This window comes from Pseudomonas sp. SWRI22 (assembly GCF_014268395.2).
GTDB classification, from domain to species: Bacteria; Pseudomonadota; Gammaproteobacteria; order Pseudomonadales; family Pseudomonadaceae; genus Aquipseudomonas; species Aquipseudomonas paracarnis.
Window position 1 is genome coordinate 3,009,881 of sequence record NZ_JABWQK020000001.1, and the last position, 19,153, is coordinate 3,029,033.

The following is a 19,153-nucleotide window of genomic DNA, read 5'->3' on the forward strand; positions in this document are numbered from 1 at the left end:
CATGGATATTAAACGCACAATCCTGATCGTCGCCCTGGCAATCGTGTCCTATGTCATGGTCCTTAAATGGAACCAGGACTACGGTCAGGCTGCCCTGCCGACTCAGAATGTTGCTACCAATCAGGCTGCGCCGGCTATTCCGGACACCCCGCTGGGTAACAATGCGTCCGCGAGTGCCGATGTACCCAGCGCGAATGGCGAGACAAGTGCCCCGTTAGAAACGCCAGTGGTCACCAACAAAGACCTCATCCACGTGAAAACGGATGTGCTCGAGTTGGCTATCGACCCACAGGGTGGTGATATCGCACAGCTGAAGCTGCCGCTGTATCCACGTCGCCAAGACCATCCGGATGTGCCGTTCCAACTGTTTGATAACGGCGGTGAACGTACTTATCTGGCACAAAGCGGCCTGACCGGTACCAATGGTCCGGATGCACGTGCTACCGGTCGTCCGGTTTATTCGACCGAACAAAAGACTTATCAACTGGCAGACGGCCAGAACCAGTTGAACGTCGACCTGAAATTCAGCCTCGACGGTGTCAACTACATCAAGCGTTTCAGCTTTACCCGCGGTTTGTACGATTTGAAGGTCACTTACCTGATCGACAACACCAGCGACAAAGCCTGGAGCGGCAACCTGTTTGCCCAGCTCAAGCGTGACGCCAGCTCCGATCCGTCTTCCAGCACCGCCACCGGTACCGCCACTTACCTGGGCGCCGCCCTTTGGACAAGTAACGAGCCGTACAAAAAAGTGTCGATGAAAGATATCGACAAGGGCACGCTGAAAGAAACCGTCCAAGGTGGCTGGGTAGCGTGGCTGCAGCACTATTTCGTGACCGCCTGGATTCCGAACAAGGGTGACGCGAACCTGGTTCAAACCCGCAAGGACAGCCAGGGCAATTACATCATTGGCTTCACTGGCCCGGCGTTGACCGTCGCTCCAGGTGCCAAGGCTGAAACCAGCGCTACCCTGTACGCCGGCCCTAAAAGCCAGGCGGTACTGAAAGAGTTGTCCCCAGGCCTGGAATTGACTGTGGACTACGGCTTCCTGTGGTTCATTGCCCAGCCGATCTTCTGGCTGTTGCAACATATCCACAGCATCGTGGGTAACTGGGGCTGGTCGATCATCTTCCTGACCATGCTGATCAAAGGGCTTTTCTTCCCTCTGTCGGCAGCCAGCTACAAGTCGATGGCGCGTATGCGTGCCGTGGCCCCGAAACTGGCCGCGCTGAAAGAACAACATGGTGATGACCGGCAGAAAATGTCGCAGGCCATGATGGAGTTGTACAAGAAAGAGAAGATCAACCCGCTGGGTGGATGCTTGCCGATTCTGGTACAGATGCCGGTGTTCCTGTCGCTTTACTGGGTATTGCTGGAAAGCGTTGAAATGCGCCAGGCGCCGTTCATGCTGTGGATAACTGACCTGTCGATCAAAGACCCGTTCTTTATCCTGCCGATCATCATGGGCGCGACCATGTTTATCCAGCAGCGTCTGAACCCAACCCCGCCGGATCCGATGCAGGCCAAGGTAATGAAAATGATGCCAATCATCTTCACTTTCTTCTTCCTGTGGTTCCCTGCTGGCTTGGTACTGTACTGGGTGGTCAACAACGTGTTGTCGATCTCTCAACAGTGGTACATCACACGTAAAATCGAAGCGGCTACCAAAAAAGCCGAGGCGTAATTTACTCTGTGGATAACCACTCAAGACGCCCCCTAGTGGGGCGTTTTGCTTTCCGTCACTTTTGTTCTGGAACCCGCTGATGAGCGCTCCTCGTGAAACCATTGCTGCTGTCGCTACCGCTCAAGGTCGGGGCGGTGTCGGCATCGTTCGAATTTCCGGGCCATTGGCGGGCGTGGCAGCCAAGGCTATCAGCGGCCGGGAGCTGAAACCCCGTTATGCCCATTACGGCCAGTTCCTGGATGCCGACCACAGCGTAGTGGACGAGGGGCTGGCCATCTATTTTCCAGGGCCTAACTCGTTCACTGGTGAAGATGTCCTTGAACTACAAGGGCACGGTGGTCCTGTGGTGTTGGACATGCTGCTGCAGCGCTGCTTGCAATTGGGTTGCCGCCTGGCCAGACCAGGGGAATTCAGCGAACGCGCATTCTTGAACGATAAGCTCGACCTGGCCCAGGCCGAAGCCATCGCCGATTTGATCGAAGCCAGTTCTGCACAGGCTGCACGTAACGCATTGCGTTCATTGCAGGGGGCTTTTTCCCTGCGTGTGCATAACTTGACCGAGCAACTGATCAGCCTGCGCATCTACGTCGAAGCCGCGATTGATTTTCCGGAAGAAGAAATAGACTTCCTGGCGGATGGCCATGTATTGGCGATGCTGGATAAAGTCCGCGATGAGTTATCCACAGTGCTGCGCGAAGCCGGGCAGGGCGCCTTGCTGCGCGATGGTATGACGGTGGTGATTGCCGGCCGGCCCAATGCCGGCAAATCCAGCCTACTCAATGCTCTGGCAGGGCGCGAGGCGGCCATCGTCACCGAGATCGCCGGCACTACCCGGGATATCTTGCGTGAACATATCCACATCGACGGTATGCCGCTGCACGTGGTCGACACCGCAGGTCTGCGCGATACCGACGACCAGGTGGAAAAGATCGGCGTGGAACGTGCGCTCAAGGCGATCAGCGAAGCCGATCGTGTGTTGCTGGTGGTGGATGCCACTGCACCTGAAGCTGTGGATCCTTTTGCCTTGTGGCCGGAATTTCTTGAACAACGGCCAGACCCGGCCAAAGTCACCTTGATTCGTAACAAGGCCGACCTTACGGGTGAAGCCATCGCCCTGGAAACCAGTGAAGATGGCCACGTCACTATCAGCTTGAGCGCGAAATCGGCCGGCGAGGGTCTGGAATTGCTGCGCGAGCACCTTAAAGCATGCATGGGCTACGAACAGACCTCGGAAAGCAGCTTCAGTGCGCGGCGCAGGCACCTGGAAGCGCTGCGTCATGCCAGCGCGGCCCTGGAGCACGGGCGGGCCCAGCTGACCTTGGCGGGGGCTGGGGAGCTGCTGGCTGAAGATTTGCGTCAGGCGCAGCAGCTGCTGGGTGAAATCACCGGCGCTTTCAGCTCGGATGATTTGCTGGGGCGGATTTTCTCCAGCTTTTGCATTGGCAAATAGCCGAGTTATCCACCTCGTCTACCAGTTGTAAGACACCGTACCGAGCAAGGTACGGCTGTCACCCCAATAGCAACGCCCCGCATCGTTGCAACCGGATACATATTCCTTGTCGAACAGGTTCTTGGCGTTCAGGTCCACCGACCAGTGTGGGTTGATCTGATAACCCAGTGCCGCATCCACTAAGGTGACGCTTCCTGCGTCCAGCTTCCCGTAGAGCGTAGGCGGGGTGTAGGAAAAGGTACTGTCGAAATAGCGCACCCCGCCGCCCAGGGAGAAACCCTTGAGTTGGCCGTCGAGAAAGCGATATTTGCCCCACACCGAAGCCTGGTTACGCGGCACGCCTGTCATCTGACGGCCTTCTACCAGCGAAGTGGCCGAATCCTCGGTTATCCGGGCGTCAGTGTAGGTATAGGCCGCCGTCACGTTGAAGTTGGAGCTGATGTTGCTGTTGACCTCGACTTCCACGCCCTTGGCGCGACTTTCACCGACTTGGCGATAGCTGTTGGTGGTGGCATCGAGGTAGGTATCGTCCTGCTTGCGCAGGTCATACACCGACACGGTCATCGCCGTATCCCAGCCGATCGGTTCGTACTTAACGCCCACTTCATATTGGCTGCTGGTGATCGGTTTCAACGGCGAGCCGGCGTTGGAGATCTGCTGCACGGGGACAAACGCGGTGGAATAGCTGACATACGGCGTAAGGCCGTTGTCGAACTGGTACATCACCCCGCCCTGGTAAGTGAATTTACGATCCTGTGAGTTGATATTGCTCGATGGCTTGACCTTGTCTCGGTAATTGCTGTCGACCCAATCCTGGCGGCCTCCGAGCAGAAAGAGCCAATGGTCGTATTTGCTTTGGATCTGTGCATAAACCCCTTTCATCTGCTGTTCAAGCAAAGTGTTTTGCACTGCCAGGGGAGTGAGCGGGTCGCGCAGGTACACCGGGTTATACACATCGATGGTGCCGGCGAAACCAGCATCCCAGTCTTGATTGAACGAGGTTCGGTCATAGCTGGCGCCCAATAGCACTGTGTTTTCCAGGCCGCCCACCTGGAACTTGCCTTCGAGCTGGTTATCCAGGGAATAGACCATCGATTTGTTGTAGCGGTCATAGGCGTTCATGTTCAGCCGGGTGCCGAAGCCACCGTTATTCAATGAGCCAGGCCAGGTTTCGTGCCGGTTGATGCGTGACTGCATATAGCGCGAGTTCTGACGGAACTGCCAGTCATCATTGAAGCTGTGGCTGAACTCATAGCCGGTGCTCCACGCTTCGCGTTCAAATGTGTTCCAGTCCGGATTGCCCAGCAGGGTGTGTTTGGACAGCTTCCCGTTGGGATTTGTAAGCAGCGTACCGGCGGCGGGTAGGCCAAGTTCCAGGTTGGTATGGTCTTTCTGGTAGTTGGCCAGCAGCGTCAGGGTGTTGTAGTCGTCGAAGTTCAGGGTCAGGGATGGCGCGATATATAGACGATCGTCCGGGACGTGATCGGTCTGTGTGTCGGATTTACGCCCCAGCATCACCACCCGGCCCAGAATATTGTCACTGTCGTTGAGCGGGCCCGAGATATCCACACCCAACTGGCGTCGATTATTCGAACCATAACTCACCTGCACCTCGCCTTGCGGGGTTGCAGTCGGGTGTTTACTCACCAGATTAACCAAACCACCGGGTGCGTTTTCACCGTAGAGCAGGGAAGACGGGCCGCGGAAAATCTCGACCCGTTCCAGGCCGTAGGGTTCGCTGGTGGTGTCGTATCGATTGCCTTGCACCCGCAGGCCATCTCGCAGCAGGCCGTAGCCGTAATCCGTGGCGTTGAAACCGCGAATGAAAAACAGATCGCCTGCCAAGCCGTCGCCCGCCGCGAACGGTGGGGCGAAGATTCCCGGTACGTAGCCCAACACGTCTGTCAGGGTTTGAGATTTCTGGTCCTTGATACGCTGGCCAGTGACAACGGACACCGAACGCGGAGTCTCGGACAGCGGTGTGCTGGTCTTCGTGCCGATCCGGCTGTTCTGCGCCTTGTAGCCTACATCCCCGGCGATCTCTTGATTGAAGCCGCCCTGTTGATAAGTGCTCACAGTGGTCGGTGCCAACGTGAGTCGGCCAGCAGGGGCCGCCTGTAATACATAGCTGCCGGGAGCTTGTGCGACCGCCTGCAGGTCCGAGTTCTGCAGCAGCAGCGCAAAGCCCTGGTCCACCGAATAGTCACCTTGCAGCCCCGGCGTATTCAAACGCGCGGTTTGCTGGGGGGAGAAGGACAGAATCACATTGGCCTTGGCAGCAAACTGGCTCAACGCATTGTCCAGCGGGCCAGCGGCAATTGCATAGTGTTGCGTTGCGCTGGCGGCCGTGACGGCGGTGGCTAACAACACACCGGTGGTAGCGGTGATGAACTGCAGACCGTAGGTCATGCTGTGGCAGGAAAGTCGTTTGCGAAGCGGGGTGGGAAGGCGCATAGGTGAGTAAGCCCTGAAGGTAGCGTCGTGATTACCTGTAGGGCCGCACCAGGTCAAAAAAAGATAACCCTCTGTGGATTATTTTTTCGATCAGCCGATCCGGGTGACCGACACCCAATAGCGCGTAAAGTATTTCACTTGAATCGGCAGGCTCGCTTGCAGGTTAGTGAGGACGGCATCGGTTGAGTCCAGACGGAAGGTTCCGGAAACGCGTAGGCCTGCAGAGGCTGGGTCGCAGTGCAGTACGCCCGGCCGATAGCGCGCCAACTCATCGATAACTTCTCCCAGCCGAGCATCGAGCACGATCAGTTGGCCATCGACCCAGGCGGCCTGTACTCCGCCATATCGCTGGGCAGCGCGCACATTGCGCCGATCAAACTCTGCGCTCTCACCCGCGCCAATAGTGCGGCGAAGTTCGGGTTGGTCGCCGGGGGATATCTCAACCCGTTCTTCCAAGACACCAACCCGCGTGGCGTCCGGCAGTTGGCGCACAGTAAACCGAGTGCCCAGCGCCTGGACCCGGCCTTGGCGAGTTTCGACATAAAACGGTAAGTGCCCACCCCGTGTGCCGGTGTGGATAAGTACTTCACCCTCGCGCAGACGGATCAAACGTTGTCGCCCATCAAATGCCACATCGATAGCGGTATGAGTATTGAGATTGATCTGCGTGCCATCCGCCAGCTCGATGCGTCGCCTCTGGCCCACCGACGTGCGGTAATCAGCCCATACGTTGCCCAGCGACGTATGTTGCTGGACGTTCCACCCCAGATAGCCACTGCCGCCGAGCACCAGCATCCACTTGAGGACCTGGCGCCGCTGTTGCGTGGTGGACAACGCGCGGCGTGTGAGGTCAGGGGACAGGGCACCAAGGCTGCGCTGCAACTGCTCCATCTGGTTCCAAGCCGCCTGGTGGGATGGGTCACGATTAAGCCACTGCTGCCAGGCTTGATGTTGTGCGCGCGTCGGTGGTTGCGACTGAAATTGCACGTACCAACTGGCAGCGGCCTCGAACGTCTTGCGGTCGGGGCTGACCATTACCGGCTGGCCATGATCAGGGAGCATTCGGTGAGGGCGCGGATCATGTGTTTCTTCACCGTGGTCAGCGATACCTGCAGTTGATCGGCGATCTGTTGATAAGTCAGCCCTTCAATCTGTGCGAGCACGAAAATTCGCCGTGCCCGCTCACCCAGGCCGGACAGCGCTTTATCCACAGCCACCAGGGTTTCGATGATGATTGCCTTGTCTTCTTCACTGATAGCTGTGGTTTCGGGACGCTCTGCCAGGGTTTGCCTGTAGGCCTGCTCGATGGCGTGCCGCCGATAGCGGTCAATCACCAGGCCCCTCGCGATGGTGGCCAGATAGTCCCGTGGTTCACGGATCTGCGCTGCGTGACATCCACCGAGCATGCGCACGAACGTATCGTGGGCCACATCGGCTGCATCGCTGGCGTTATGCAATTTTCCCTTGAGCCATCCGCGCAACCACGAATGGTGCTGTTCATAGATGTGCTGGACCGCTGCGGTATGTGAGGAGGAAGGCATAGGCGCGACAAGGTAGGTTAATGATAATCGCTATTATTAACTGGCCCAGTGTTTTCCCACAATAGATCTGTTTTTGTCCCACCCAGGATTAATTCCCAGCTTTGCCGTGGACGAAATCGGCCGTTTCTGTGGATTAAGCCCTGTGAATAACAGCGGTTGTGCCCAGTTGATAACAGGGCCTGAAACCTGAGTAAAAACCCACCTGTGGATAACCAGTCGTTTAATCCACAGGCTTAAAGCACTTATCCAAAGGCCTCATCGGCAGATGACCACAACGTTTTTAATCGCTGTACACATTGAAAATAAAGGCCTTCAGAGATCTATCCACAGAAATGTTGCTCAGTATAAATAAACATAAAAACAAAGATTTAATAAATTTCTCTCTTTTAATTTCTATTGTCTGTGATTCATCCACAGCTGGTTAAATTTTGTGCAAAGGGTTCTTTAGGGAGGGCGAAGTCCCTATACTTGCCGCCAAAGCTGTAGAACCCTTTCAACAAACAATTCCTGATTACCTACATAAGCAGGCACGAGGTGCGTGGTGGATTTCCCTTCCCGTTTTGAAGTGATCGTCATCGGCGGCGGTCATGCCGGTACCGAGGCAGCACTGGCGTCAGCACGCATGGGCGTAAAAACCCTGTTGCTGACGCATAACGTGGAAACCCTCGGTGCCATGAGTTGCAACCCCGCAATTGGCGGGATTGGCAAAAGCCATCTGGTCAAGGAAATCGATGCCCTTGGCGGGGTAATGGCGATGGCCACCGACAAGGGTGGTATTCAATTTCGCGTGCTCAACAGCCGCAAAGGCCCGGCCGTACGTGCTACCCGGGCTCAGGCCGACCGCATCCTGTACAAGGCAGCGGTACGCGAAACCCTGGAAAACCAGCCGAACCTGTGGATATTTCAGCAGGCCGCCGATGACTTGATCGTCGAGCAGGACCAGGTACGCGGTGTCGTTACGCAAATGGGTCTGCGTTTTCATGCAGATTCGGTCGTACTGACCACGGGCACGTTCCTCGGCGGACTTATCCACATCGGTATGCAAAATTATTCCGGTGGTCGTGCCGGTGACCCGCCGTCGATTGCCTTGGCAAAACGTCTGCGTGAACTACCGCTGCGCGTCGGCCGTTTGAAAACCGGAACCCCGCCACGCATTGATGGGCGTTCTGTGGATTTCTCGATGATGACCGAGCAAGCCGGCGACACGCCGATCCCGGTCATGTCGTTCATGGGTTCCAAAGAACAGCACCCGAAACAGGTCAGCTGCTGGATTACCCACACCAACGCCCAAACCCACGAAATCATTGCCGCGAACCTTGATCGTTCGCCGATGTATTCCGGGGTGATCGAAGGCATTGGCCCGCGTTATTGCCCGTCGATCGAAGACAAGATCCACCGCTTTGCCGACAAGGAAAGCCACCAGGTCTTTATCGAACCCGAAGGCTTGACCACCCACGAGCTGTACCCCAACGGAATTTCCACTTCGCTGCCGTTCGATGTGCAAATCCAGATCGTGCAGTCGATTCGCGGTATGGAAAACGCGCACATCGTGCGTCCGGGCTACGCCATCGAGTACGACTACTTCGACCCGCGCGACCTGAAATACAGCCTGGAAACCAAAGTGATCGGCGGCCTGTTCTTCGCCGGCCAAATCAACGGCACTACCGGTTATGAAGAAGCCGGGGCCCAAGGTTTGCTGGCCGGGACCAACGCAGCATTGCGTGCACAAGGCAAAGACAGCTGGTGCCCGCGTCGCGATGAAGCCTACATCGGCGTATTGGTCGACGACCTGATTACCCTGGGTACCCAGGAACCGTACCGGATGTTCACATCTCGGGCGGAATACCGCCTGATCCTGCGCGAAGACAACGCCGACCTGCGCTTGACCGAAAAAGGTCGCGAGCTGGGCCTGGTCGATGACGCCCGCTGGGCGGCCTTCTGCAAAAAACGCGAAAGCATTGCGCTCGAAGAACAGCGTCTGAAAAGTACCTGGGTTCGCCCGGGCACGGAGCAAGGCGACGCAATTGCAGAAAAATTCGGCACGCCGTTGACCCATGAGTACAACTTGCTCAACCTGCTTTCCCGCCCGGAAATCGACTACGCTGGTCTGGTCGAAGTGACTGGCCAGGGCGCAGAAGACCCACAGGTTGCCGAACAGGTTGAAATCAAGACCAAATACGCAGGCTACATTGATCGCCAGCAGGACGAGATCGCTCGGCTGCGCGCCAGTGAAGACACCAAACTGCCTGTGGATATCGACTACACCGGAATTTCCGGGTTATCGAAAGAAATTCAAAGCAAGTTGGGGATAACTCGGCCGGAAACCCTCGGGCAGGCTTCACGTATCCCTGGCGTCACTCCGGCAGCCATCTCGCTGTTGATGATTCATTTGAAAAAACGCGGCGCGGGCCGTCAGTTGGAGCAAAGCGCTTGAGTTCGTTGGTCACCTCGCAACACGCCGAAGAGTTATCCACAGGAGCGCGCCAGTTGGGCGTAGCCCTGACCGAAGCCCAGCATGAGCTACTGCTGGGCTACCTGGCCCTGTTGATCAAATGGAACAAGGCTTACAACCTGACAGCAGTGCGTGACCCAGACGAGATGGTGTCGCGGCATTTGCTCGACAGCCTCAGCGTGATGCCGTTTATCGAAAATGGCCGTTGGCTCGATGTGGGCAGCGGCGGCGGCATGCCTGGCATCCCGTTGGCGATCCTGTTTCCCGAGTCCCACGTGACCTGCCTGGACAGCAACGGCAAGAAAACCCGCTTCCTGACCCAGGTCAAACTCGAACTCAAGCTGGATAACCTGCAAGTTATCCACAGTCGTGTCGAAGCATTCACGCCTGAACTGCCTTTCAACGGGATCGTGTCTCGGGCGTTCAGCAGCATGGAGAACTTCAGCAACTGGACACGCCACCTGGGCGACCGTGATACCCGCTGGTTGGCAATGAAGGGCGTTCATCCAAGCGACGAGCTGTTAGCATTGCCGGCAGACTTCCACCTCGATAGCGAACACGCCTTGGCCGTACCTGGTTGCCAAGGCCAACGCCATCTGCTGATACTGCGCCGCACGGCATGATTGGGAACACAAGCAAGAATGGCTAAGGTATTCGCGATAGCGAACCAGAAAGGTGGCGTGGGTAAAACCACCACCTGTATCAACCTCGCAGCATCCCTGGTCGCGACCAAGCGTCGGGTGCTGTTGATCGATCTCGATCCACAGGGCAACGCCACCATGGGTAGCGGTGTGGATAAACACGGCCTGGAAAACTCGGTCTACGATTTGCTGATTGGCGAATGCGACCTGGCCCAGGCCATGCACTATTCCGAGCACGGCGGTTACCAACTGCTGCCGGCCAACCGCGATCTGACCGCGGCGGAAGTGGTGCTGCTGGAAATGCAGATGAAAGAAAGCCGTCTGCGCAGCGCCCTGGCGCCCATTCGCGAAAACTACGATTACATTTTGATCGACTGTCCACCGTCGCTGTCGATGCTCACGCTTAACGCGCTGGTTGCCGCCGATGGGGTAATTATCCCCATGCAGTGCGAGTACTTCGCTCTCGAAGGCTTGAGCGACCTTGTGGATAACATCAAGCGAATTGCCGAGCTGCTCAACCCGAACCTGAAAGTCGAAGGCCTGCTGCGTACGATGTATGACCCGCGCCTGAGCCTGATGAACGATGTGTCGGCGCAGCTCAAGGAACACTTTGGCGATCAGTTGTACGACACCGTGATTCCACGCAACATCCGCCTGGCCGAAGCGCCAAGCTATGGCATGCCCGCGCTGGCGTACGACAAATCCTCGCGTGGTGCCATTGCCTACCTGGCATTGGCTGGCGAGATGGTTCGCCGCCAACGCCGTAATTCACGCACCGCTGCAGCCCAGCCAACTTAAGGAATCCCCATGGCCGTCAAGAAACGAGGTCTCGGACGTGGACTGGATGCACTGTTGAGTGGTCCGACCGTCACATCGCTTGAAGAACAAGCGGTGCAGGCCGACGAGCGCGAGCTGCAGCACTTGCCGCTGGACCTGATCCAGCGGGGCAAATACCAGCCACGTCGGGACATGGACCCCCAGGCCCTGGAAGAACTGTCCAACTCGATCAAGGCCCAGGGCGTGATGCAGCCCATCGTGGTGCGCCCCATTGGCGGTGGCCGCTTTGAGATCATCGCCGGGGAGCGCCGCTGGCGTGCCAGCCAGCAGGCCGGCAAGGAAACCATCCCGGCGATGGTGCGCGATGTACCGGATGAAACCGCGATCGCCATGGCGTTGATCGAGAATATCCAGCGTGAAGACCTCAACCCGATCGAAGAAGCGATTGCGTTGCAGCGTTTGCAGCAGGAATTCCAGCTCACCCAGCAACAAGTGGCCGAGGCAGTGGGCAAGTCCCGCGTCACCGTGTCCAACTTGTTGCGTTTGATCGCGCTGCCGGAAGTGATCAAGACCATGTTGTCCCACGGCGACCTGGAAATGGGCCATGCCCGTGCGTTGCTCGGTTTGCCGGAAAATCAACAGGTTGAAGGGGCGCGACACGTTGTCGCACGAGGCCTGACCGTGCGTCAGACTGAAGCGCTGGTGCGCCAGTGGCTCAGCGGCAAACCTGCACCGGTCGAAACCGCCAAACCTGATCCGGATATCGCGCGACTCGAGCAGCGCCTGGCTGAGCGCCTGGGCTCTGCGGTGCAAATTCGTCACGGCAAGAAGGGCAAAGGGCAATTGGTCATCGGATATAACTCCCTTGACGAGCTTCAAGGCGTCCTTGCCCACATCCGCTGAAACATTTGCTTATGTAGCGCGTGATCGGAAATCACTACCCGACAGTTGAATAGGGGCTGAACCGCCCCTATACTCTGCGCGCATTTTGTCGGCACAAATTATGCCAAGTTATTGATTTCCGGCAGCCGACCATTGAGGAGCAAGAGTGATGGAAACCCGCACGCCAAACACGTTGCCGTTCCATCGCTTGGCTGTTTTTCCGGTTCTACTGGCTCAATTTGTCATTTTGCTGATCGCCGCATTGGCGCTTTGGTATTGGCATGGAGTCGTAGCCGGGTATTCAGGACTCTGCGGAGGCCTGATAGCCTTGCTGCCCAATATGTATTTTGCTCACAGGGCCTTTCGGTTTTCCGGCGCCCGAGCAGCCCAGGCTATCGTCCGGTCTTTTTATGCCGGCGAGGCGGGGAAACTGATTTTGACGGCAGTGCTGTTTGCACTGACCTTTGCAGGTGTGAAGCCATTGGCGCCGCTGGCTGTATTCGGCGTCTTCGTGTTGACCCAACTGGTCAGCTGGTTCGCTCCCCTGCTAATGAAAACAAGACTTTCGAAACCTTAGGGCGTTTGAGGCAACCATGGCAGAAACAACCGCTTCGGGCTATATCCAGCACCACTTGCAGAACCTGACCTTCGGTCAGCTTCCTAATGGCGGCTGGGGCTTTGCCCACACCGCAGCAGAAGCCAAAGAAATGGGTTTCTGGGCTTTCCACCTGGATACTCTGGGTTGGTCGGTCGCATTGGGCCTGATCTTCGTTCTGATTTTCCGCATGGCGGCAAAGAAGGCGACTTCCGGTCAGCCAGGTGCTTTGCAGAACTTCGTTGAAGTATTGGTCGAATTCGTCGATGGCAGCGTGAAAGACAGCTTCCATGGCCGTAGCCCGGTGATTGCACCGCTGGCACTGACCATCTTCGTCTGGGTGTTCCTGATGAACGCCGTCGACCTGATTCCGGTGGACTGGATTCCTCAGTTGGCCATGGCGATCTCCGGCGACCCGCACATTCCATTCCGCGCCGTATCCACCACTGACCCGAACGCCACACTGGGCATGGCTCTGTCGGTATTCGCGCTGATCATTTTCTACAGCATCAAGGTCAAGGGCATCGGCGGCTTCATTGGCGAACTGACCCTGCACCCGTTCGGCAGCAAGAACATCTTCGTTCAAGCCCTGCTGATCCCGGTGAACTTCCTGCTGGAATTCGTCACCCTGATCGCCAAGCCGATTTCCCTGGCTCTGCGACTGTTCGGCAACATGTATGCCGGCGAGCTGGTGTTCATTCTGATCGCTGTGATGTTCGGCAGCGGTCTGCTCTGGCTTAGCGGCCTGGGCGTAGTTCTGCAGTGGGCGTGGGCTGTGTTCCACATCCTGATCATTACCCTGCAGGCCTTCATCTTCATGATGCTGACCATCGTCTACCTGTCGATGGCGCACGAAGAGAACCATTAAGACCAGTCTCGACTAGTCTGATGTCCTTCCCGGTCAAACGGGAAGGTGGCCCAACAGGGCTATGAAACGATTTGTTTTACCGCTTTAAAATCTAAAAAACCTAAACCATACGACGTAAAAGTCGGGAGGAAAGATGGAAACTGTAGTTGGTCTAACCGCTATCGCTGTTGCACTGTTGATCGGCCTGGGCGCCCTGGGTACTGCCATTGGTTTCGGCCTGCTGGGCGGCAAATTCCTGGAAGGCGCAGCGCGTCAGCCAGAAATGGTCCCAATGCTGCAAGTTAAAATGTTCATCGTCGCCGGCCTGCTCGACGCCGTGACCATGATCGGCGTTGGTATCGCACTGTTCTTCACCTTCGCGAACCCCTTCGTTGGTCAACTCGCTGGCTAATCACTCGACTTTTCGAGTGATTGGGGTGATGGACAACGAATGAGCGAGGTGTTGGCGTGAACATTAATGCAACCCTGATTGGCCAATCCGTTGCGTTCTTCATTTTTGTAGTGTTTTGCATGAAGTTCGTGTGGCCTCCGGTCATCGCGGCTTTGCACGAACGTCAGAAGAAGATCGCGGATGGTTTGGACGCTGCCAGCCGTGCAGCTCGCGACCTGGAGTTGGCCCACGAGAAAGTGGGTCAGCAACTGCGCGAAGCTAAAGCACAGGCAGCCGAGATCATTGAGCAAGCCAAGAAACGCGGTAACCAGATCGTCGAAGAGGCTGTTGAAAAAGCCCGCGTCGAAGCTGACCGTGTGAAGGCTTCGGCTCATGCCGAGATCGAACAGGAACTGAACGGTGTCAAAGACGCGCTGCGTGCCCAACTGGGTGCTCTGGCCGTTGGCGGTGCTGAGAAGATCCTCGGTGCCACAATCGATCAAAACGCGCACGCGGAGCTGGTTAACAAACTGGCTGCTGAAATTTAAGCGAGGGCGATCATGGCAGAACTGACCACGTTGGCCCGACCTTACGCTAAGGCAGCCTTCGAGCACGCCCAGGCCCACCAGCAGCTGGCCTCTTGGTCAGCCATGCTCGGCCTGGCTGCAGCAGTGTCGCAAGACGACACAATGCAGCGCGTGCTCAAGGCCCCGCGCCTGACGAGCGCAGACAAGGCCGCCACTTTTATTGAAGTGTGCGGCGACAAGTTTGATGTGAAGGTGCAGAACTTCATCCACGTCATTGCCGAAAACGACCGTCTCCCGCTATTGCCGGAGATCGCCGCTCTGTTCGACCTGTACAAGGCCGAAGCAGAGAAATCGGTAGACGTTGAAGTGACCAGTGCTTTCGCATTGAACCAAGAACAGCAAGACAAACTCGCCAAGGTTCTCAGTGCACGACTCAATCGGGAAGTGCGCCTGCAAGCTTCGGAGGACGCATCGCTTATTGGTGGTGTTGTTATCCGTGCCGGCGACCTGGTTATCGATGGCTCGATTCGCGGCAAAATCGCGAAACTTGCCGAAGCATTGAAATCTTGAGTTTGAAGGGGCAGCAGAGCAATGCAGCAACTCAATCCTTCCGAAATAAGTGAAATTATCAAGGGCCGCATCGACAAGCTCGATGTGACCTCCCAAGCCCGTAACGAAGGCACTGTCGTCAGCGTATCTGACGGCATCGTGCGGATTCACGGTCTGGCCGACGTAATGTACGGCGAGATGATCGAGTTTCCGGGCGGCGTCTACGGTATGGCCCTCAACCTGGAGCAAGACTCCGTAGGTGCCGTTGTATTGGGCGCGTACACCAGTCTGGCTGAAGGCATGAGCGCCAAGTGCACAGGCCGCATCCTGGAAGTTCCGGTTGGTAAGGAACTGCTGGGTCGCGTAGTCGACGCACTGGGTAACCCTGTTGACGGTAAAGGTCCACTGGGCAACACCGAGACCGACGCGGTCGAGAAAGTTGCTCCAGGCGTGATCTGGCGTAAGTCGGTAGACCAGCCTGTACAGACTGGCTACAAGGCTGTCGATGCCATGATCCCAGTCGGCCGTGGCCAGCGTGAGCTGATCATCGGTGACCGTCAGATCGGTAAAACCGCTCTGGCGATCGACGCGATCATCAACCAGAAAGACAGCGGCATTTTCTGCGTCTACGTAGCCATCGGTCAGAAGCAATCGACCATCGCCAACGTAGTTCGCAAGCTGGAAGAAAACGGCGCCCTGGCCAACACGATCATCGTGGCTGCCAGTGCTTCGGAATCTCCTGCGCTGCAATTCCTGGCACCGTACTCCGGCTGCACCATGGGTGAATTCTTCCGCGACCGCGGTGAAGACGCGCTGATCGTTTATGACGATCTGTCCAAGCAAGCAGTGGCTTATCGCCAGATTTCCCTGCTGCTGCGCCGTCCACCAGGCCGTGAAGCTTACCCAGGCGACGTGTTCTATCTCCACTCCCGTCTGCTGGAGCGCGCATCCCGCGTTTCCGAAGAGTACGTAGAGAAGTTCACCAACGGCGCAGTGACCGGCAAAACCGGTTCCCTGACCGCACTGCCGATCATCGAAACCCAGGCTGGCGACGTTTCCGCGTTCGTTCCGACCAACGTGATTTCCATCACCGACGGTCAGATCTTCCTGGAATCGGCCATGTTCAACTCGGGCATCCGCCCTGCAGTGAACGCCGGTGTTTCGGTATCCCGTGTGGGTGGTGCCGCTCAGACCAAGATCATCAAGAAGCTCTCCGGTGGTATCCGTACCGCTCTGGCTCAGTATCGTGAACTGGCGGCATTCGCCCAGTTCGCTTCTGACCTGGACGAAGCGACCCGTAAGCAACTTGAGCATGGTCAGCGCGTTACCGAGCTGATGAAGCAGAAGCAATACGCCCCAATGTCGATCGCTGACATGGCGTTGTCGCTGTATGCCGCTGAGCGTGGGTTCCTGACCGACGTTGAAATCGCCAAGGTCGGCAGCTTTGAACAAGCGCTGATTGCTTACTTCAACCGCGATCACGCCGAATTGATGGCGAAGATCAACGTGAAGGGTGACTTCAATGACGATATCGACGCTGGCATGAAAGCCGGTATCGAGAAGTTCAAGGCCACCCAAACCTGGTAAGCCGCAGCGGGAGCCGCAAGGCTCCCGCTTGCTAACCTGATAGGTGTTACATGGCAGGCGCAAAAGAGATTCGCAGTAAGATTGCGAGCATCAAAAGCACGCAAAAAATTACCAGCGCCATGGAAAAAGTGGCGGTCAGCAAAATGCGCAAGGCACAAATGCGCATGGCTGCTAGCCGTCCTTATGCGGAGCGTATCCGCCAGGTAATTGGGCATCTGGCCAACGCCAACCCGGAATACCGCCACCCGTTCATGATCGACCGCGCCGTCAAGCGTGTGGGTTATGTGGTAGTGAGCAGTGACCGTGGTTTGTGCGGTGGTCTGAATACCAACCTGTTCAAGGCCCTGGTCAAGGACATGGCGGTAAACCGCGAAAACGGCGTCGAGATTGATCTGTGTGTTGTTGGTAGCAAGGGTGCGGCCTTTTTCCGCAACTTCGGCGGTAACGTCGTTGCAGCTATCAGCCACCTGGGTGAAGAGCCGTCGATCAATGATTTGATCGGCAGTGTGAAGGTGATGCTGGATGCTTACCTGGAAGGCCGTATTGATCGCCTCTCCGTGGTATCCAACAAGTTCATCAACACCATGACCCAGCAGCCAACCGTGGAGCAATTGATTCCACTGGTGGCGACTCCGGATCAGGAACTCAAGCACCACTGGGACTACCTCTACGAACCAGACGCCAAAGAGCTGCTTGACGGCTTGATGGTGCGCTACGTGGAGTCGCAGGTGTACCAGGCGGTGGTCGAGAACAACGCAGCTGAACAAGCGGCGCGGATGATCGCGATGAAAAACGCTACCGATAACGCCGGTGATCTGATCAGCGATTTGCAGCTGATCTACAACAAGGCGCGTCAGGCTGCGATCACCCAAGAGATCTCGGAAATCGTCGGCGGCGCTGCCGCGGTTTAACGGTTCAAATATTCAGAGGATCCAGCTATGAGTAGCGGACGTATCGTTCAAATCATCGGCGCCGTTATCGACGTGGAATTTCCACGCGACAGCGTACCGAGCATCTATAACGCGCTGAAAGTACAAGGCGCGGAAACTACCCTGGAAGTTCAGCAGCAGCTGGGCGACGGCGTAGTTCGTACCATTGCGATGGGTTCCACCGAAGGCTTGAAGCGCGGTCTGGACGTTGTCGACACTGGCGCTGCCATCTCCGTACCGGTCGGTAAAGCGACTCTGGGCCGGATCATGGACGTACTGGGCAACCCGATCGACGAAGCTGGCCCGATTGCCACCGAAGAGCGCTGGGGCATTCACCGCGCAGCACCTTCGTTCGCAGAACAAGCGGGCGGCAACGACCTGCTGGAAACCGGCATCAAGGTTATCGACCTGGTTTGCCCGTTCGCCAAAGGCGGTAAAGTCGGTCTGTTCGGTGGTGCCGGTGTAGGCAAGACCGTAAACATGATGGAACTGATCCGTAACATCGCCATCGAGCACAGCGGTTATTCCGTGTTCGCAGGTGTGGGTGAGCGTACTCGTGAGGGTAACGACTTCTACCACGAGATGAAGGACTCCAACGTTCTGGACAAAGTGGCACTGGTTTACGGTCAGATGAACGAGCCGCCGGGAAACCGTCTGCGCGTAGCCCTGACTGGCCTGACCATGGCCGAGAAGTTCCGTGACGAAGGTAACGACGTTCTGCTGTTCGTCGACAACATCTACCGTTACACCCTGGCCGGTACTGAAGTATCCGCACTGCTGGGCCGTATGCCTTCTGCAGTAGGTTACCAGCCGACCCTGGCTGAAGAGATGGGCGTTCTGCAAGAACGTATCACTTCGACCAAGGAAGGTTCGATCACCTCGATCCAGGCGGTATACGTACCTGCGGATGACTTGACCGACCCGTCGCCAGCCACCACCTTCGCCCACTTGGACGCCACCGTCGTTCTGTCCCGTGACATCGCTTCCCTGGGTATCTACCCAGCGGTCGATCCACTCGACTCGACTTCGCGCCAGCTGGACCCGAACGTGATCGGCCAGGAGCACTACGACACCGCTCGCGGCGTTCAGTACGTGCTGCAGCGCTACAAAGAACTGAAGGACATCATTGCGATCCTGGGTATGGACGAGCTGTCGGAAGCCGACAAGCAGTTGGTAAACCGTGCTCGTAAGATCCAGCGTTTCTTGTCGCAGCCGTTCTTCGTGGCTGAAGTCTTCACCGGTGCCTCGGGTAAATACGTTTCCCTGAAAGACACCATTGCTGGCTTCAAAGGCATCCTCAACGGTGACTACGACCACCTGCCAGAACAAGCGTTCTACATGGTCGGCGGCATCGAAGAAGCGATCGAGAAAGCCAAGAAACTGTAATCCTGGCGCCCGGAAACGGGCGCTCATCAGGTTGAGGCAATCAGATGGCTATGACAGTCCATTGCGATATCGTCAGCGCGGAAGGGGAAATCTTCTCCGGTCTGGTAGAAATGGTGATTGCACACGGCGAACTCGGTGACCTGGGTATTGCCATGGGCCACGCGCCATTGATCACCAGCTTGAAGCCAGGTCCGATCACTCTGACCAAGCAAGGCGGGGAAAAGGAGGTGTTTTACATCTCTGGTGGTTTCCTCGAGGTTCAGCCGAACATGGTCAAGGTACTTGCCGACACCGTGCAACGTGCTGGCGACCTGGATGAAGCCTCCGCTCAGGAAGCCGTCAAGGCTGCCGAGAAGGCGCTGAACGAAAAAGGCGCAGACTTCGACTACAGCGCTGCTGCAGTCCGTCTGGCCGAGGCCGCAGCCCAGCTGCGTACTCTCCAGCAGATCCGCAAGAAGTAA

Annotated in this window: 18 protein-coding genes; 15 read left to right on the forward strand and 3 right to left on the reverse strand. The window is 56.9% G+C overall.

Going from position 1 to position 19,153, the window contains the following annotated elements:
* The first annotated feature begins 1 nt into the window (after position 1).
* Both yidC and mnmE read left to right on the forward strand, forming a co-directional pair.
* Positions 2 to 1,684: a membrane protein insertase YidC gene (gene yidC / locus HU730_RS13195; RefSeq protein WP_054898311.1), complete on the forward strand. Its 1,683-nt coding sequence runs from the start codon at positions 2 to 4 to the stop codon at positions 1,682 to 1,684.
* Between the two features lie 79 nt (positions 1,685 to 1,763).
* Entirely contained in the window at positions 1,764 to 3,134 is a 1,371-nt protein-coding gene (gene mnmE, locus HU730_RS13200) for a tRNA uridine-5-carboxymethylaminomethyl(34) synthesis GTPase MnmE (protein ID WP_186527020.1), read from the forward strand.
* Between the two features lie 18 nt (positions 3,135 to 3,152).
* On the opposite strand, the gene HU730_RS13205 is transcribed toward mnmE, so the two are convergent.
* The 3 genes from HU730_RS13205 to HU730_RS13215 all read right to left on the reverse strand — a co-directional run bounded on the left by HU730_RS13205 (position 3,153) and on the right by HU730_RS13215 (position 7,129).
* Positions 3,153 to 5,588 carry a TonB-dependent siderophore receptor gene (locus HU730_RS13205; RefSeq protein ID WP_186527021.1) on the reverse strand — a complete coding sequence of 812 codons (2,436 nt, stop codon included), beginning with the start codon at positions 5,586 to 5,588 and terminating at the stop codon, positions 3,153 to 3,155.
* A gap of 90 nt (positions 5,589 to 5,678) precedes the next feature.
* On the reverse strand, positions 5,679 to 6,623 hold the full coding sequence (locus tag HU730_RS13210; protein ID WP_034129183.1) for a FecR domain-containing protein: 945 nt from the start codon (positions 6,621 to 6,623) through the stop codon (positions 5,679 to 5,681).
* Positions 6,623 to 7,129, reverse strand: coding sequence for a sigma-70 family RNA polymerase sigma factor (locus HU730_RS13215; protein ID WP_034129182.1), 507 nt, complete (start codon positions 7,127 to 7,129; stop codon positions 6,623 to 6,625). Before HU730_RS13215 ends, HU730_RS13210 begins: the two co-directional genes overlap by 1 nt.
* 541 nt (positions 7,130 to 7,670) lie before the next feature.
* Here HU730_RS13215 and mnmG point away from each other — a divergent pair.
* From mnmG to HU730_RS13280, 13 genes are all read left to right on the forward strand, one after another.
* On the forward strand, positions 7,671 to 9,563 hold the full coding sequence (mnmG, locus tag HU730_RS13220) for a tRNA uridine-5-carboxymethylaminomethyl(34) synthesis enzyme MnmG (protein ID WP_034129260.1): 1,893 nt from the start codon (positions 7,671 to 7,673) through the stop codon (positions 9,561 to 9,563).
* Positions 9,560 to 10,204 (forward strand): 16S rRNA (guanine(527)-N(7))-methyltransferase RsmG, encoded by a 645-nt coding sequence (gene rsmG / locus HU730_RS13225; protein WP_003195893.1) that lies wholly within the window; start codon positions 9,560 to 9,562, stop codon positions 10,202 to 10,204. Before mnmG ends, rsmG begins: the two co-directional genes overlap by 4 nt.
* Positions 10,205 to 10,222: 18 nt before the next feature.
* Entirely contained in the window at positions 10,223 to 11,020 is a 798-nt protein-coding gene (locus tag HU730_RS13230) for a ParA family protein (RefSeq protein ID WP_005792605.1), read from the forward strand.
* Positions 11,021 to 11,029: 9 nt separating this feature from the next.
* Positions 11,030 to 11,902: a ParB/RepB/Spo0J family partition protein gene (locus tag HU730_RS13235; RefSeq protein ID WP_003195890.1), complete on the forward strand. Its 873-nt coding sequence runs from the start codon at positions 11,030 to 11,032 to the stop codon at positions 11,900 to 11,902.
* Between the two features lie 148 nt (positions 11,903 to 12,050).
* Positions 12,051 to 12,458: a F0F1 ATP synthase subunit I gene (locus tag HU730_RS13240; RefSeq protein WP_010565865.1), complete on the forward strand. Its 408-nt coding sequence runs from the start codon at positions 12,051 to 12,053 to the stop codon at positions 12,456 to 12,458.
* A 16-nt stretch (positions 12,459 to 12,474) separates the two neighbouring features.
* Positions 12,475 to 13,344 carry a F0F1 ATP synthase subunit A gene (gene atpB, locus HU730_RS13245; protein WP_003195886.1) on the forward strand — a complete coding sequence of 290 codons (870 nt, stop codon included), beginning with the start codon at positions 12,475 to 12,477 and terminating at the stop codon, positions 13,342 to 13,344.
* A 133-nt stretch (positions 13,345 to 13,477) separates the two neighbouring features.
* Positions 13,478 to 13,735: a F0F1 ATP synthase subunit C gene (gene atpE, locus HU730_RS13250; protein WP_002555987.1), complete on the forward strand. Its 258-nt coding sequence runs from the start codon at positions 13,478 to 13,480 to the stop codon at positions 13,733 to 13,735.
* A 56-nt stretch (positions 13,736 to 13,791) separates the two neighbouring features.
* Positions 13,792 to 14,262 carry a F0F1 ATP synthase subunit B gene (locus tag HU730_RS13255; RefSeq protein ID WP_003195835.1) on the forward strand — a complete coding sequence of 157 codons (471 nt, stop codon included), beginning with the start codon at positions 13,792 to 13,794 and terminating at the stop codon, positions 14,260 to 14,262.
* 12 nt (positions 14,263 to 14,274) lie between these two features.
* Positions 14,275 to 14,811 carry a F0F1 ATP synthase subunit delta gene (locus HU730_RS13260; protein WP_003195833.1) on the forward strand — a complete coding sequence of 179 codons (537 nt, stop codon included), beginning with the start codon at positions 14,275 to 14,277 and terminating at the stop codon, positions 14,809 to 14,811.
* A 21-nt stretch (positions 14,812 to 14,832) separates the two neighbouring features.
* Positions 14,833 to 16,377 carry a F0F1 ATP synthase subunit alpha gene (atpA, locus tag HU730_RS13265; RefSeq protein WP_003195831.1) on the forward strand — a complete coding sequence of 515 codons (1,545 nt, stop codon included), beginning with the start codon at positions 14,833 to 14,835 and terminating at the stop codon, positions 16,375 to 16,377.
* Between the two features lie 50 nt (positions 16,378 to 16,427).
* Entirely contained in the window at positions 16,428 to 17,288 is an 861-nt protein-coding gene (gene atpG / locus HU730_RS13270; RefSeq protein ID WP_003233565.1) for a F0F1 ATP synthase subunit gamma, read from the forward strand.
* Between the two features lie 27 nt (positions 17,289 to 17,315).
* Entirely contained in the window at positions 17,316 to 18,692 is a 1,377-nt protein-coding gene (gene atpD, locus HU730_RS13275) for a F0F1 ATP synthase subunit beta (RefSeq protein ID WP_003195827.1), read from the forward strand.
* Positions 18,693 to 18,736: 44 nt separating this feature from the next.
* Positions 18,737 to 19,153 carry a F0F1 ATP synthase subunit epsilon gene (locus HU730_RS13280; RefSeq protein WP_003177061.1) on the forward strand — a complete coding sequence of 139 codons (417 nt, stop codon included), beginning with the start codon at positions 18,737 to 18,739 and terminating at the stop codon, positions 19,151 to 19,153.